This window comes from Kocuria sp. U4B, assembly GCF_054875615.1.
In genome coordinates, this window is sequence record NZ_CM142180.1 from 3,571,741 (window position 1) to 3,586,503 (window position 14,763).

Below are 14,763 nucleotides of genomic sequence, written 5' to 3' on the forward strand. Positions count from 1 at the left end.
CCCTGGCGGGACGCCGGGGCCGGGAGGATCAGTTGCCGGAGCGGCCGGAGAGCTCTTCGGTGAGCTTGAACAGCCCCGAGTGGTCCAGGCCGCCGTCGCCGCGGTTGACGGTGGCGCCCACGAGCTGGGCGACCAGGGCGCCGAGCGGGATGGCCACGCCGGCCTCGCGGGCGGCGGAGGTGACGATGCCCATGTCCTTGTTGTGGAGCTGGAGGCGGAAGCCGGGGGCGAAGTCGCGCTCCAGCATCTTCGCGCCCTTCTGGTCCAGGACCTTGGAGCCGGCCAGGCCCCCGCCGAGGACCTTCAGCGCCGCGCCGGTGTCCACGCCGTAGGCCTCCAGGAAGACGATGGCCTCGGCCAGCAGCTGGATGTTGCCGGCCACGATGAGCTGGTTCGCGGCCTTGACGGTCTGCCCGGAGCCGGCGGGGCCCACGTGCACGATGGTCCTCCCGACGGCCTCCAGGACCGGCCGGGCCGCCTCGAAGTCCGCCGCTTCCCCGCCGACCATGATGGACAGCACGGCGTCGATGGCGCCCTGCTCCCCACCGGAGACCGGGGCGTCCAGCGGACGCAGACCCTTCTCGGTGGCCTCCCGGGACAGCCGTGCGGCGACGTCGGGGCGGATGGAGCTCGCGTCGATCCAGAGGGTGCCCTGCCGGGCGTGGGCGAAGACGCCGTCCTCGCCGGTGACGACTTCCTCGACGTCGGGGGAGTCCGGGACCATCGTGATCACGACGTCGGCCTCGGCCACGGCCTCGGCGACGCTGGACGCGCCCTTGCCGCCGGCCTCGACGAGCTGGTCGATCTTGTCCTGGGAGCGGTTGTAGCCGACGACGTCGTGGCCGGCCCTGAGCAGGTTCTTGGCCATGGGCAGGCCCATGATGCCGAGGCCGATGACGGTGATGCTGGTCATGGTGGAAGTCCTCACTGTGGGGGCCCGGACGGTGGGTGCGACGGGCCGGTGGTGTCAGGTGGCGGAGGGGAGAAGATCAGGCGCCGGTACGGGCCGTGGACCACGAGGCGGTCCACGCGAAGGAGTCCTCCTGGGAGGCCTTGTACTCGAGGCCGACGCGCCCGGAGTACCCGAGCTCACGGCTGCGGGCGATCCACCGCTGCAGGGGCAGCTCACCGGTGCCGGGCTCGTTGCGCCCGGGGGCGTCGGCGATCTGGATGTGGCCGAAATCGGCGGCGTGGTCCTCGATGACGGCGTCGACGTCGTCGCCGTTGACGGCCAGGTGGTAGAAGTCGGCCAGCAGCCGGACGTTGTCCGCGCCGGCGTCGCGGACCCGGCCGATGACGGCCAGGGCATCCCGGGCGGTCTTCAGCGGGTATGCGGGGGCTCCGGAGACGGGCTCCAGGAGCACGGTGCCGCCGATGCGGGCCACCGCACGGCCGGCTCGCGCCAGGTTCTGCACGCCCAGCTCGTCCTGCTCCTCGGCGGAGACGCCGGGCTGGCGGTTGCCGTAGAGGGCGTTGAAGGCCCTGCAGCCGGTGCGCTCGCCGATGGCGGCGACGACGTCGAGGTTGTCGGCGAAGTCCTGCGAACGGGCCGGCCACGACACGAGGCCCCGGTCGCCGCCCGGCATGTTCCCGGCGTTGAAGTTCAGCCCGGTCAGCTGCACGCCGGCGTCCTGGACGGCGGCGACGAAGGCGTCGACGTCCTTGTCGGCGGGCACGGAGGTGTCGAAGGGCCACCAGAACTCGACGGCGTCGAAACCGGCGGCCCGGGCCGCGGCAGGACGGTCGAGCAGCGGAAGGTGGGTGAGGAGGATGGAGCAGTTCACGGTGTAGGACACGTTGGCCTCCTGGTAGCCGGGGCGGAGGCCGGGGAGCCGGCCGCCGCCGTGAGCAAGAATTTCGTATTGCGGAATACAAGTTCTGTTCTACGAAAATGCTACGGGTCCATGTGACCTGCGTCAACAGCGGGGGCCCGGAGGAGGGGAACTGGCCGCCACCATGTGGAAACCCCGCCCCACGACCGGGGTGGCGCCGGTCGTGGGGCGGGGTGGAGGAAGGGCCGGCGGGGCCGGCCGGGGTCAGGAGAGCTTCATGTGCCGGTGGACGTCCTTGTAGAGCAGGTACCGGAACTTCCCCGGTCCGCCCGCGTAGCAGGCCTGCGGGCAGAAGGCGCGCAACCACATGAAGTCGCCCGCCTCCACCTCGACCCAGTCCTGGTTGAGCCGGTAGACCGCCTTGCCCTCGAGCACATAGAGCCCGTGCTCCATCACGTGCGTCTCGGCGAAGGGGATGACTCCGCCGGGCTCGAAGGTCACGATCGTCACGTGCATGTCGTAGCGGACGTCGTCGGGGTCCACGAACCGGGTGGTCGCCCACCGGCCGTCGGTGCCCGGCATGGGGGTCGGCGCCACGTCCTGCTCGTTGGTGACGAACGGCTCGGGGACCTCGAGGCCCTGCACGTACTCGTAGGCCTTGCGGATCCAGTGGAAGCGGGCGGGCTCCTCGCCGTGGTTGCGCACCGTCCACCGGCACTCCGGCGGGAGGAACGCATAGCCGCCGGGGGTGAGCTCGTACTCCTCCTCCTCCACCGTCAGCAGCAGGGCGCCCTCCATGAGGAACAGGACCCCCTCGACGCCGGACTCCGTCTCGGGCCGGTCGCTGCCGCCGCCGGGGCCGACCTCCATGATGTACTGCGAGAACGTCTCGGCGAAGCCGGACAGCGGCCGGGCGAGCACCCACAGCCGGGTGTCCTCCCAGTGCGGCAGGCGGCTCGTCACGATGTCGCGCATGGTCCCGCGCGGGATCACCGCGTAGGCCTCGGTGAACATCGCCCGGTCCGTCAGCAGGTCCGTCTGCGGCGGGTGGCCGCCGTGCGGGGCGTGGTAGGTGGTCCGCGTCATGTCAGTTGCCTCCGGTGGTCGATGCGGCCGGGCTCGAGGGGGCGGGGGCCGCGGCCCTGGGGTGGGCGAGGGCGAACAGGTCCTGGCCGCCGATGCCCGCCGCGGCCTCCAGCTCGGCCTCGGTCACGGCGCCGCAGAGCACGCCGCGGTGGACGAACCGGGCCAGGGCGCGGGCCGTGGCGGGTTCGTCCAGGATCTCCGACCCGACGCCGTGGACGTAGTTGCGCAGCCGCAGCGCCGCGGCGGCGAAGCCCTGGCGGTAGAAGAAGTACGTGGCGAGGAAGCGGGTGGGCAGCTGCGCGGGGTGCAGGTCCCAGCCCTGGTAGAAGCCCCGCTCCAGGGAGCGGCGGACCAGACGGGCGTGCAGCGCCCACGCCGCGCGCCGCTGCTCCTCGTCCCCGGTCGGCAGGACGTTGGTGGACCCGTCCGACAGGCGCACCCCGGTCCCGGCCACGGCCACCTGCATGACGGCCTTGGCGTGGTCGGCCGCCGGGTGCTCCATGGACTGGTAGGCGGCGGCGATCTGCAGGGAGTCGGAGTAGTCGTAGGTCCCGTAGTGCAGGGCCTCGACCCGACCGCCCGTGCGGTGGAGCATGGCCGGGATGGGGCAGGTGCCGTCGGGGCCCAGGATCATCGGGGCGGTCTCCATCTGCACCTCGAAGCGCAGCCGGCCGGGGCCCAGGCCCAGACCCTCCTCGAGGCGCTCGCAGGCTTCGGCCATCACCTGCACCTGCTCGAGGGTGCTGACCTTGGGCAGGGTGAGCACGAGGCCGCGGGGCAGCCCGTCGGGGCTGTGCCCGGCCTCCTTCAGCCCGCCCTCGCGCACCAGGGTGGTGAGGAACAGGTCCAGGGTCCGCAGGCCGCGGGCGCGGGTGGGCGCCTCGAAGCACTTGAAGCGGATGCCCACGAACGGGGGCGCGGTGGCCTCGCGCACGGCCCGGGCGACGTCCCGGGCGGTCCGCAGGGCGTGCTCGTCCTCCACGTCGTCGCCCCGGTCGCCGAAGCCGTCCTCGAAGTCGATGCGCAGGTCCTCGATCGGCTCGGTGGCCAGCTTGCGCTCGACCGCCTCGGCCACCGGGCCCACGAGCGCCCCGTCGAGGCCCGCGGGGGCCACGGCGGCCGCCAGGCCCCGGATCCCCGGCCCGGCGACGGCCTCGAGCGCGCGCCGGCCCCACTGCCGGGGCAGGTCCGGGCGGAAGGCGTCGGCCGGGACGTAGACCGTGTGCACCGGCTGGCGGGTCCCGGGGTCTCCGGGGTAGGCCCGCGCCAGCAGCGCGTCGGTGCCGCGCAACTTCTCGTCCACGGACTGCTGGAAGGCCGTGCCCAGGACTCCGGCCGGGTGTCCGGCGCTCACTTCGTGGCCGCCCGGTCGCGTGCGGACCTCTCCAGCAGGTCGTAGGCGGGCAGGGTGAGGAAGTCGATGTAGTCCTCGCCGAGCACGAGGTCCGCGATCAGCCCGGCGGCCGGCTCGAAGAACCGCTCGAACGTCTCCGGGTCGATCTCCTCGCGCAGCGCCGCCTTCTGCTCCTCGAGCACCCCGGAGACCAGCTCCCGCGTGGCCGTGGCCCCCGTGTCGTCGTACCGGATGCCGTTCTTGATCTGCTGCCAGACCTGGGAGCGGGAGATCTCCGCGGTGGCGGCGTCCTCCATGAGGTTGTGGATCGCCACGGCCCCGTTGCCGGAGAGCCACACGGCGGTGTAGCGGATGGCCACGTAGAGGTTGGCCGCCAGCTCCTTCTGCGTGCGCACGGTCCCGGCGCTGGGGACGTCGAGCAGCTGCGCGGCGCTGACCTGCACCTCCTCGCGCAGCCGGTCGACCTGGTTGGGCTTCTCGTCCAGGACCCCGTCGAAGACCTCGCGGCAGGTGGGGACGAGGTCGGGGTGGGCCACCCAGGAGCCGTCGAAGCCGTCGGTGGCCTCGCGGGTCTTGTCCGCCCGCACCTTCTCGAAGGCGGCCGCGGTGGTCTCGGGGTCGCGGCGGTTCGGGATGAACGCGGCCATGCCGCCCATCGCGAAGGCCCCGCGGCGGTGGCAGGTCCGCACGAGCAGCTCGGTGTAGGCGCGCATCAGCGGGGCGGTCATGGTGATCGTGGAGCGGTCGGCCAGCACGAACTGCTCGCCCGCGTCCCGGAAGTACTTGATGACGCTGAAGAGGTAGTCCCAGCGTCCCGCGTTGAGCCCGGAGGCGTGCTCGCGCAGCTCGTAGAGGATCTCCTCCATCTGGAACGCCGCGGGGATGGTCTCGATGAGCACGGTGGCGCGGACGGTGCCGTGGTCGATCCCGACGTACTCCTCGGCGAACGTGAAGACGTCGTTCCACAGCCGCGCCTCGAGGTGGGACTCCATCTTCGGCAGGTAGTAGTACGGGCCGTGGCCGTTGGCGAGCAGCAGCTTCGCCGTGTGGAAGAAGTGCAGGCCGAAGTCCACCAGCGAGCCCGAGCCCGGCTGCCCGTCCACGGTGACGTTGTACTCGGGCAGGTGCCAGCCGCGGGGGCGGGCGACCACCACGGCCAGCGGGGCGTCCTCGCGCAGCGCGTAGCGCTTGCCCTCGGGCGAGGTGTACTCGAGCGTGCCGCGCGCGGCGTCGCGCAGGTTCAGCACGCCGTCGACCTGGTTGTACCAGGTCGGGCTCGAGGCGTCCTCGAGGTCGGCCAGCCACACCTTCGCCCCGGAGTTCAGGGCGTTGATCGCCATCTTGGCGGGCGAGGCCGGGCCGGTCATCTCCACGCGGCGGTCCTGCAGCGCCGGCGGCGCCGGGGCGACCTTCCACTCGCCCTCCCGGATCTCCTTCGTCTCCGGGAGGAAGTCCAGGGTGCCGGTGGCCGCCGCCTGCTCGCGGGCCGTCACCCGCAGGCCCAGCAGCTCCTCGCGGCGGGCGGCGAAGTTCTGGTGCAGGGCCTCCACGAAGGCGAGGGCCTCGTCGGTGAGGATCTCGCCGGCGCGGTCGAGGCCGGCGGGGGTGGTGAACTCGATGGTCATGATGGGTCTCCGTTCGGTGCAGTGTTCTGGGGGTGGCGTCGCCCGGCCCGGGGCCGGGCGACGACGCTCGGGGGGGGGGGGGCGGAGCCGGGGCCGTGCTACTTCTGGGCCACCCGCTGCACGGCCTCCGCCACCGCCGGGGCCACGTGCGGGTCGAAGACGCTGGGCACGATGTAGCTCGCGTTGAGCTCGTCCTCGTGCACGCAGTCGGCGATGGCCCGGGCCGCGGCGACGAGCATCCCGGTGGTGATGTCGGCGGCCCCGGCGTCGAGCAGGCCGCGGAACAGGCCCGGGAAGGCGAGCACGTTGTTGATCTGGTTCGGGAAGTCGGAGCGTCCGGTCGCGACCACGGCGGCGTGCTCGGCCGCGATCCCCGGCTCGATCTCGGGGTCGGGATTGGCCATGGCGAAGACCACGGCGCGGTCGTTCATGGCGGCCACGTCCGCCGCGCCGAGCAGGTCCGGGGCGGAGACGCCGATGAAGACGTCCGCTCCGACCATGGCTTCCTTGAGGCTGCCCGAGAACCCGGCCTCGTTGGTGTTCTCGGCGATCCACTGCCGGTGGGCGTCCTGGTAGGACTCCCCCCGGTGGATCGCGCCGTTGCGGGAGCAGGCCACGATGTCCCCGGCTCCCTGGGCCTTGAGCAGCTGGATGATGGCGTGCCCGGCGGCGCCGACGCCCGAGACCACGATCCGCACGTCCTCGATGGTCTTGCCCACCACGCGCAGGGCGTTGAAGAGGGCGGCCAGGGCCACGATCGCGGTGCCGTGCTGGTCGTCGTGGAAGACGGGGATGTCGAGCTCCTCGCGCAGGCGGGCCTCGATCTCGAAGCACCGCGGGGCGGCGATGTCCTCCAGGTTGATCCCGCCGTAGACCGGGGCCATGGCCTTGACGATGCGCACGATCTCGTCGGTGTCCTTCGTGTCCAGGCACACGGGCCAGGCGTCCACGCCGCCGAAGGCCTTGAAGAGGGCTGCCTTGCCCTCCATCACCGGCAGGGCCGCGGCGGGGCCGATGTCGCCCAGGCCGAGCACGGCGGTGCCGTCGGTGACCACGGCCACGGTGTTGCGCTTGACGGTCAGCCGCCGGGCGTCCTCGGGGTTCTCGTGGATGGCCATGCACACGCGGGCCACCCCCGGGGTGTAGGCGCGGGAGAGGTCGTCGCGGTTGCGCAGGGACACGCGCGGGGTGACCTCGATCTTGCCGCCGAGGTGGATCAGGAAGGTGCGGTCGCTGATCTTGCGCACCTGCACGCCCTCGAGCGCCTCGAGGGCCTCGCGCACCTCGTCCCGGTGGGAGGCGTCCGAGACGTTGCAGCTCACGTCGACCACGACGTGGTCCGGGTGCGACTCGACGATGTCGAGGGCGGTCACCGCCGCACCGGCGCGCGCGGCTGCGGCAGCGAGCTCGCTGGTGACGGTGAGGCCCGCCGGTGCCTCCACGCGCAGGATCATCGAATAGCCGGGGCTGGGCGTTGCCATGGTTCCTCCAGGGACCTGTGGATCGACAATTTCAGTCGTATCGTGGAATGAAACTTTCGTATTATGGATATTATGGGAGCCAGCAGGGGTTGGCAAGGGTTCGCGGTGACACCCGTCACGCACCTCGTGGCCGGCTCCTCGCCCGCCGCACGGGGCGGCCGGGCCGGGACGACGGGAGAGGCTATGACCACGACGAGTGCACGTGCTGCGTCGGGCGGTGTGCAATCGGTGGAGCGGGTGTTCGAGCTCCTCGAGGTGATCACCGCGGCCGGTGGCGAGATGTCGCTCAGCGAGCTCGCCGCGGCCGTGAGGCTGCCGCTGCCGACCATCCACCGGCTCCTGCGCACCCTGGTGCCCCCGGGCTACGTTCGCCAGCTCCCGAACCGCAACTACGCGCTCGGGCCGCGCTTGATCCTGCTGGGGGAGGCCGCGGGCCGGCAGTTCGGCTCCTCGGCCCGGGCCCGGCTCGACGAGCTCGTCGAGGAGCTCGGGGAGTCGGCGAACATGGCCGTGCTCGACGGCCAGCAGGTCGTCTACATCGCCCAGGCCCAGTCGAGCCGGTCCATGAGGATGTTCACCGAGGTCGGGCGCCGGGCGGACACCCACGACACCGGGGTAGGCAAGGCGATCCTGGCGACGCTGCCGGAGAAGCGGGTGCGCGCGATCGTCGCCGCCACCGGCATGCCCACCCCCACGGAGAAGAGCCTCGGCACCCTCGAGGAGCTGTTCGCCGACCTCGCGCGGATCCGGGAGCGCGGCTACGCGGTCGACGACGAGGAGCAGGAGCTCGGGGTGCGCTGCTACGCGATGGCGGTGCCCGGGGCCCCCACGCCCACGGCGATCTCCGTCTCCGGGCCGGTCTCCCGCGTGGACGAGGACTTCGGCCGCCGGGCGGTGCCTGTCCTGCGCCGGGCGGCCGAGGCGATCGCCGCGGAGCTGATGCCCGCCCCGGCCTGAGGGACCCATGGGCCTGCGACGGCGTCCGCCCGCCCCCGGGGCGGGCGGACGCCGTCGTGGACCCGGCAGCGAGCTCAGGCCTCTCCGCCGGCGTTGCCGGTGGTGCCGGCGGTGACGTCATCGAGGCGGTAGCGCTCGAAGGCCCGGACCGGGGCGCCGGCGTCCACCGCCCCGCGGTCGGCCAGCATCTCCAGGGCCCGCACCACGATGGAGTGCACGTCGATCGTGAACCAGCGCCGTGCCGCGGCCCGGGTGTCGGAGAAGCCGAACCCGTCGGCGCCCAGGGTGGCGAAGTCGTTCGGCAGGTACTGGCGGATCCGGTCCGGCAGGTCGGAGACGAAGTCGGTGGAGGCGATCACCGGCCCCTCGGCGCCGGCGAGCTGCTGGGTGACGAAGGGAACGCGGCGCGGTGCTCCCGGGTTGCGGAATGCCTCCCGCTCGGCGGCCAGGCCGTCGCGGCGCAGCTCGTTCCAGGAGGTCACCGACCACACGTCGGCGCGGACGCCCCACTCCTCGGCCAGGACCTGCTGGGCCTGCAGGGCCCACGGCACGGAGACTCCCGAGCCGAGCAGCTGCACCTGGGGACCCGGCACCTGGGAGCGGCTGATCCGGTGGATCCCGCGCACGACGCCCTCGACGTCGACGTCCTCCGGCTCGGCGGGCTGGTGGTACGGCTCGTTGTAGACCGTGAGGTAGTACATGACGTCCGGGTCCGGTGAGTCCGGCCCGTACATCTGCTCCAGCCCGTGACGGACGATGTGGGCGATCTCGTAGCCGAACGCCGGGTCGTAGCTGCGCACCGCGGGGTTCGTGCCCGCCAGCACGGGGGAGTGGCCGTCGGCGTGCTGGAGGCCCTCGCCGGTGAGCGTGGTCCGCCCCGCGGTGGCACCGATGACGAATCCGCGCGTCATCTGGTCGGCCGCCGCCCAGAAGGAGTCACCGGTGCGCTGGAAGCCGAACATCGAGTAGAAGATGTAGACGGGGATCATCGGCTCGCCGTGCGTGGCGTAGGAGGTCCCGGCCGCGGTGAACGCCGCGGTGGCGCCGGCCTCGTTGATGCCCGGGTGGAGCAGGACGCCCTGCGGGGACTCCTTGTAGGCGAGCATCAGCTCGCGGTCCACCGACAGGTAGTTCTGCCCGTGGGGGTTGTAGATCTTCGCGGTGGGGAAGAACGAGTCCATGCCGAAGGTCCGCGCCTCGTCCGGGATGATCGGCACGATGCGGTGGCCTAAGTCCTTCTCCCGCATGAGGTCCCGGAGGATCCGCACGAAGGCCATCGTGGTGGCAGCCATCTGCTTGCCCGAGCCCTTCCGGCCGGACCGGTAGGCGGCGGCCTCGGGCAGCGGCACGGGAGCGCTGCTGCTGCGGCGCTGCGGCACGAAGCCGCCGAGCTCCTGGCGCCGCTCCAGCAGGTACCGGATCTCGGGGGCGTCGGGCCCCGGGTGGTAGTACGGGGCGCCGTAGAGGTCGTTGTCGATCTGCTCGTCCGTGACCGGGATGCGCAGGTGGTCGCGGAAGGTCTTGAGGTCCTCCAGGGTGAGCTTCTTCATCTGGTGGGTCGCGTTGCGCGCCTCGAAGGAGGCGCCCAGGCCGTAGCCCTTCACCGTCATCGCGAGCACCGCCGTGGGCTTGCCCCGGAACTCGGTGGCGGCCCGGTAGGCGGCGTAGACCTTGCGGTAGTCGTGGCCGCCGCGCTTGAGGGACCAGATCTCGTCGTCCGTCATGTCCGCGACGAGCTCCTTGGTGGCGGCGGACCGGCCGAAGAAGTGGTCGCGCACGAACCCGCCGGACTCCGCCTTGAAGGTCTGGTAGTCGCCGTCGACGGTCTCGTTCATGATGCGCACGAGCTCCCCGTCCGTGTCGGCGGCCAGCAGGGGGTCCCACTCCCTGCCCCACAGGACCTTCACGACGTTCCAGCCGGCGCCGCGGAAGAACGCCTCGAGCTCCTGGACGATCTTGCCGTTGCCGCGCACCGGCCCGTCGAGGCGCTGCAGGTTGCAGTTGACCACGAAGGTGAGGTTGTCCAGCTTCTCGTTGGCGGCCAGCTGGAGCAGGCCGCGCGACTCGGGCTCGTCCATCTCGCCGTCGCCCAGGAAGGCCCACACGCGCTGGTCGGAGGTGTCCTTGATCCCGCGGTGGTGCAGGTAGCGGTTGAACTGCGCCTGGTAGATGGCGTTCATCGGGCCGATGCCCATCGACACCGTCGGGAACTGCCAGAAGTCCGGCATCGACCGGGGGTGCGGATAGGACGGGATGCCGCTGGCGCCCTTGGACTTCTCCTGCCGGAACCCGTCCAGCTGCTCCTCGGTCAGGCGGCCCTCCAGGAACGCCCGGGCGTACATGCCGGGGGAGGCGTGACCCTGGAAGAACACCTGGTCGCCGCCGCCGGGGTGCTGCGGGCCGCGGAAGAAGTGGTTGAAGCCGACCTCGTAGAGCGTCGCGGCTCCCGCGTAGGTGGAGATGTGCCCGCCCACGCCGATCTCGGGACGCTGCGCGCGGTGGACCATCACGGCCGCGTTCCAGCGCAGGAACGCGCGGTAGCGCCGCTCGATCTCCTCGTCACCGGGGAAATCGGGCTCCTGGTCGGCGGGGATCGTGTTCACGTAGTCGGTCGTCACCGCCGGCGCGTCCGCGCCCCTGGCCCGGGGCCGTGGGGCAGAGGAGTGCAGAAGGTACTGCGTCCGTTCCCTCACCTGCCTCTCGACCAGGTCCTCGAACGAGCCCGGCCACGCTGCGGTCTGCTCCGGTGTGCTGTTCGGGAGATCGGGGGTCGGCCGGTCGGGGGTCTCGACCATGCGCTCAGGATTCACGTCAACTCGCTCTCGGTCGTCAGGGGTGGAGAAGGACATGCCCGGCCGGTCTCCTGCGGCGCCGGGGACCCCGGCGCCGCAGGAGACCGGCGGTGGCCCGGTGCTGCCGGTGCGTCAGTGCGCGGAGGCGCCGCTGGAGCCGTCCTGGGACCGGCAGATCCGGGTGTCGATGATCTCCCCGGCGGCGGTGATGACGGGCACCTCGTTGCCGTCGCAGTCCACGAGCTTGCCGTCCCTGACGGTGTCGCCCTCCTGCAGGTGGTCCTGGAGGTGCTCCAGGCTCTCGTAGCGCACCGCCCGGACCGGGGCGTTGGCGAAGACCGAGCCGGTGCCCCGCGGGGGGTTGCCGGCGCGGAACTCGTTGAACAGCAGGTTCAGCAGGACCGCCATCACGGCGGCCGAGCTGATGCCCGAGTGGAAGATGGTCTCGAACCAGCCGGGGAAGCGGTCGTAGATCTCGGGCAGGGCGATCGGCAGCATGCCGAAGCCGATGGAGGTGGCCACGATGATCAGGTTGGCGCCGTTCTTGTAGTCCACCTTCGCCAGGGTCCGGATGCCGGAGGCGGCCACGCTGCCGAAGAGCACGATGCCCGCACCGCCCAGCACGGGCGGGGGCACGGCGGCGACGACGCGGCCCAGGACGGGCAGCAGGCCCAGGATCACCAGGATGGCGCCGCCGGCGGTGACCACGAACCGGCTCTTGACGCCGGTGATGGCCACGAGCCCGACGTTCTGGGCGAAGGCGCTCTGGGTGAAGCCGTTGAACAGGGGCGCGACGGCGGAGGACGCCATGTCGGCCCGCAGCCCGTCGGCGATCCGGCGCTTGTCCACCTTCGTGTCCACGATCTCGCCCACGGCGATGATGTCCGCGGTCGTCTCCGTGAGGATGACGAGAACCACGATGAACATGGAGAGGATCCCCGCGACCTCGAAGACGGGCGGGCCGAAGGCCAGCGGCTGCGGGAAGGCGAAGATCGCCCCGTCGGCCACCTTGCTGAAGTCGGCCTTGCCCAGGACCGCCGCCAGCACCGTGCCGAGCACCAGGCCCAGGAGGATGGACAGCCGGGAGATGGCCGCGCTGCCCACCTTGGAGAGCAGCAGGATGATCAGCAGGGTGGCCCCGGCCAGGCCGAGGTTGCCGACCGAGCCGTACTCCGGGGACTGGGCGTTGCCGCCCATGGCCCACCGGGCGGCCACGGGGAAGAGCGTGAGCCCGATCGAGGTGATCACCACGCCGGTGACGACCGGCGGGAAGAAGCGCACGATGCTGGCGAAGAACGGCGTGATCAGGAAGCCGAGCACGGCCGAGGCGATCACGGCGCCGAACACCGCCTGGATCCCGCCGCCGCCCTGGGCGATGGCGGTCATGGTGGCCACGGACGCGAAGGAGGTGCCTTGCACGAGGGGCAGCTGCGAGCCGAAGAACTTGATCCCGTAGGACTGCAGGATCGTGGCGAGACCGCCCACGAACAGGCACGCCGCGATGAGCAGCCCCTGTTCCTGCGGGCTCACCCCCGCGACGCCGCCGATGATCAGGGGCGGGGCGATGATGCCGCCGTACATGGTGAGCACGTGCTGCAGGCCGTAGCCGAAGCTTCTGCCGATGCCGAGGTTCTCGTCCTCGGGGCGAGGTGCTGTCGTCCGCTCGGCGGTGTGGGACCTGGTCATGGTGTCCATCCTGTGGAAGTGGGAAGGAGAGCAGGAAAGGTGGGAGGAGCGGTGGGCCCGCCGCCGGTGACGGCGGGCCCACCCGGTGGTGCGTGGAGGTCAGCAGAAGCCGGCGATGCCCATCCAGGCGGCGTCGTTGCCCGGGGCGTCCTTGCGCTGGATCGTCGCCTCGATGAGGCCGTAGGGGCGGTCCGCCGCGTAGTGCGTCTCCTTGTTGTTGGGCAGGTCGCAGAAGCCCAGGTCGTAGACGAAGTGGTGCTTGTTGGGGCAGGAGAACTTGATCTCGTCGATCTCGGGGTGGGCCTCGATCACGCCCTTGCCCATGAGGTAGAGGGTCTCCTGCAGCGCCCGCGAGTAGTGGTCGGTGAACTTGGCGAGGATGATCCTCTTGACGTCCTCGTAGACCGCGTCGAAGTCCACGTCCGTGGTGTTGTAGCGCCACCGGGTGGCCACGTCGGTGGACATGATGCGGTCCTCCGTCTCGGGCAGGGTGGTGTACTTGTCCTTCGGGTAGCCGGCGAACCCGGACTCGGTGGTCTTCAGGACGGTGAGGTCCTTGAACCCGGAGATCACGGCCTGCGAGTCCCCGTCGGTGACCACCACGGCGGTGCGGACCTCGTCCTTCTTCTGCACGAAGCAGTGGTCGTGGTCGTCGATGCGCCTCCAGGCGTACTCCTGGGCCGCCCAGCGGCCCCCGGTGATCCACTCGAACTCGCCGGTGAAGTGGTCCGAGAGCTTCAGGAGGAAGGCCTCGGGCGAGGCGATCCCGTACTGCTGGGCGAAGGCGAAGACGGTGTTCTTCTGGGTGTCGGTGGGCACGCAGTGGGCGTTGTCGCCCCGGGTGTGCACGGCCTCCAGGTCCCCGCGCAGCTGCGAGGTCACCACGAGGTCGCGGATCTCGTGCCGGTCGGTGTCGCGGTTGATCCGCACCACGTGGTTCTCGGCCTTGCCGTACTGGTTGGCTCCCAGGACGACGGTGTCGGTGACGGCAATGACGTCGGTCATGTCGAACGCTCCTTGCGGAAGGTGGTGTCTACTGGTGGGGCGGCCGAAGACGGGCGGGCCCGTCAACTCCTGGGTCAGCTGCCCCGGTAGGTGGAAAAGGCGAACGGGCTCAGCAGCAGGGGCACGTGGTAGTGCTTCTCCTGCGCCTGCACCGTGAAGGTCACCGTCACGTACGGGTAGAACGTCGGCTGGTTCCTGCCGGCGAAGTACTCGCCCGTGCGGAAGGTGATCCGGTAGTCGCCGGATTCCAGGGTCTCGGGGCCCAGCTCGGGCACGCGGCCGTCGTCGTCGGTGACGGCGGTCGCCAGAGGCTCCTCCCCGGCGGTCTCGAGGACCACGGTGACCCCGCGGGCGGGGGCGCCGGCGACGGAGTCGAGGACGTGGGCGGTGACGTAGCTCATGGGGTGACGAGTCCTTCCAGCCGGAGGAGGGCGATCTCGCGCAGCTGCTCGGCGACCACGGCGCGCTCCGTCGCGGGGTCGTTGGCCAGGCGGGCAGTGAGCTGCTCGAGGATCTCCTCGGGCGTGCGGCCGGCGGCGCGGATGAGGAAGACGCGGCCGAACCTCTCCTCGTAGGCCCGGTTTCCTTCCCTCAGGCGCTCCTGCACGTTCCGGTCCGTGGGGTCCACGGCGGCCTGCTCCGCCCGCGACAGCGCCGCCTCGGCGCCGTTGCCCGCCGGCCGCTCCCCGATGCGCGGGTGGTGGGACAGGGCCCGCTCGATCTCCTCGTCGGTGAAGGGCTGCGCCGCCGTGCGGGCTGCTCCCAGCAGGGCGTCCCGGTGCCAGTAGGGCCGGGCGTCGACGACCGCCTCGAGCCAGCGGGGGATGTCCAGGGCCGGCCGGACGGCCTCGGCCGCGTGGGTCCTGCTCAGGGTGTTGAACTCGGTGAGATGCATGGGCTGTGTTCCGCATCCTCTCTAGAAATTTCATAATGTGGAATGAATATTCCGTTGGGTACAGTGAAGGGGATCACAGGGTGGAAGTCAACGGGTCGGCCCAACATTTC

The 14,763-nt window shown here is 71.3% G+C and carries 12 protein-coding genes; 1 reads left to right on the forward strand and 11 read right to left on the reverse strand.

The annotated features are described in order from the left end of the window. Positions 1–28: 28 nt before the first annotated feature. The 6 genes from ACYSMR_RS16575 to ACYSMR_RS16600 form a co-directional block, all read right to left on the reverse strand. A complete protein-coding gene (locus ACYSMR_RS16575; protein WP_461746621.1) occupies positions 29–913 on the reverse strand; it encodes a 2-hydroxy-3-oxopropionate reductase in 885 nt (294 codons plus the stop codon). Between the two features lie 76 nt (positions 914–989). Beyond that, the gene (locus tag ACYSMR_RS16580; RefSeq protein ID WP_461746623.1) at positions 990–1,796 is read right to left on the reverse strand and encodes a hydroxypyruvate isomerase family protein; all 807 of its coding nucleotides are present in this window, start codon (positions 1,794–1,796) and stop codon (positions 990–992) included. A 240-nt stretch (positions 1,797–2,036) separates the two neighbouring features. Further along, complete coding sequence (locus ACYSMR_RS16585) at positions 2,037–2,858, reverse strand: bifunctional allantoicase/(S)-ureidoglycine aminohydrolase (RefSeq protein WP_251332561.1); 822 nt, start codon at positions 2,856–2,858, stop codon at positions 2,037–2,039. A gap of 1 nt (position 2,859) precedes the next feature. After that, a complete protein-coding gene (locus ACYSMR_RS16590) occupies positions 2,860–4,212 on the reverse strand; it encodes a DUF6986 family protein (RefSeq protein ID WP_461746625.1) in 1,353 nt (450 codons plus the stop codon). Then, the gene (gene aceB, locus ACYSMR_RS16595) at positions 4,209–5,837 is read right to left on the reverse strand and encodes a malate synthase A (RefSeq protein ID WP_461746627.1); all 1,629 of its coding nucleotides are present in this window, start codon (positions 5,835–5,837) and stop codon (positions 4,209–4,211) included. The genes ACYSMR_RS16590 and aceB overlap by 4 nt, the downstream gene beginning before the upstream one ends. Before the next feature lie 98 nt (positions 5,838–5,935). Next, entirely contained in the window at positions 5,936–7,318 is a 1,383-nt protein-coding gene (locus ACYSMR_RS16600; RefSeq protein ID WP_461746629.1) for a malic enzyme-like NAD(P)-binding protein, read from the reverse strand. Positions 7,319–7,501: 183 nt separating this feature from the next. On the opposite strand from ACYSMR_RS16600, the gene ACYSMR_RS16605 reads away from it, so the two are divergent. Next, a complete protein-coding gene (locus ACYSMR_RS16605) occupies positions 7,502–8,275 on the forward strand; it encodes an IclR family transcriptional regulator (RefSeq protein ID WP_309126263.1) in 774 nt (257 codons plus the stop codon). A gap of 74 nt (positions 8,276–8,349) precedes the next feature. Here the strand turns inward: ACYSMR_RS16605 and aceE are convergent, their stop codons facing one another. The 5 genes from aceE to uraD all read right to left on the reverse strand — a co-directional run bounded on the left by aceE (position 8,350) and on the right by uraD (position 14,653). Continuing rightward, positions 8,350–11,070, reverse strand: coding sequence for a pyruvate dehydrogenase (acetyl-transferring), homodimeric type (gene aceE / locus ACYSMR_RS16610; protein WP_461746631.1), 2,721 nt, complete (start codon positions 11,068–11,070; stop codon positions 8,350–8,352). A 129-nt stretch (positions 11,071–11,199) separates the two neighbouring features. Next, a complete protein-coding gene (locus ACYSMR_RS16615) occupies positions 11,200–12,753 on the reverse strand; it encodes a nucleobase:cation symporter-2 family protein (protein ID WP_461746633.1) in 1,554 nt (517 codons plus the stop codon). A 99-nt stretch (positions 12,754–12,852) separates the two neighbouring features. Beyond that, positions 12,853–13,758: a factor-independent urate hydroxylase gene (gene pucL / locus ACYSMR_RS16620; protein ID WP_461746635.1), complete on the reverse strand. Its 906-nt coding sequence runs from the start codon at positions 13,756–13,758 to the stop codon at positions 12,853–12,855. A 74-nt stretch (positions 13,759–13,832) separates the two neighbouring features. Beyond that, positions 13,833–14,159: a hydroxyisourate hydrolase gene (gene uraH / locus ACYSMR_RS16625; protein WP_461746637.1), complete on the reverse strand. Its 327-nt coding sequence runs from the start codon at positions 14,157–14,159 to the stop codon at positions 13,833–13,835. Beyond that, a complete protein-coding gene (uraD, locus tag ACYSMR_RS16630; protein ID WP_461746639.1) occupies positions 14,156–14,653 on the reverse strand; it encodes a 2-oxo-4-hydroxy-4-carboxy-5-ureidoimidazoline decarboxylase in 498 nt (165 codons plus the stop codon). Before uraD ends, uraH begins: the two co-directional genes overlap by 4 nt. Positions 14,654–14,763: the final 110 nt, after the last annotated feature.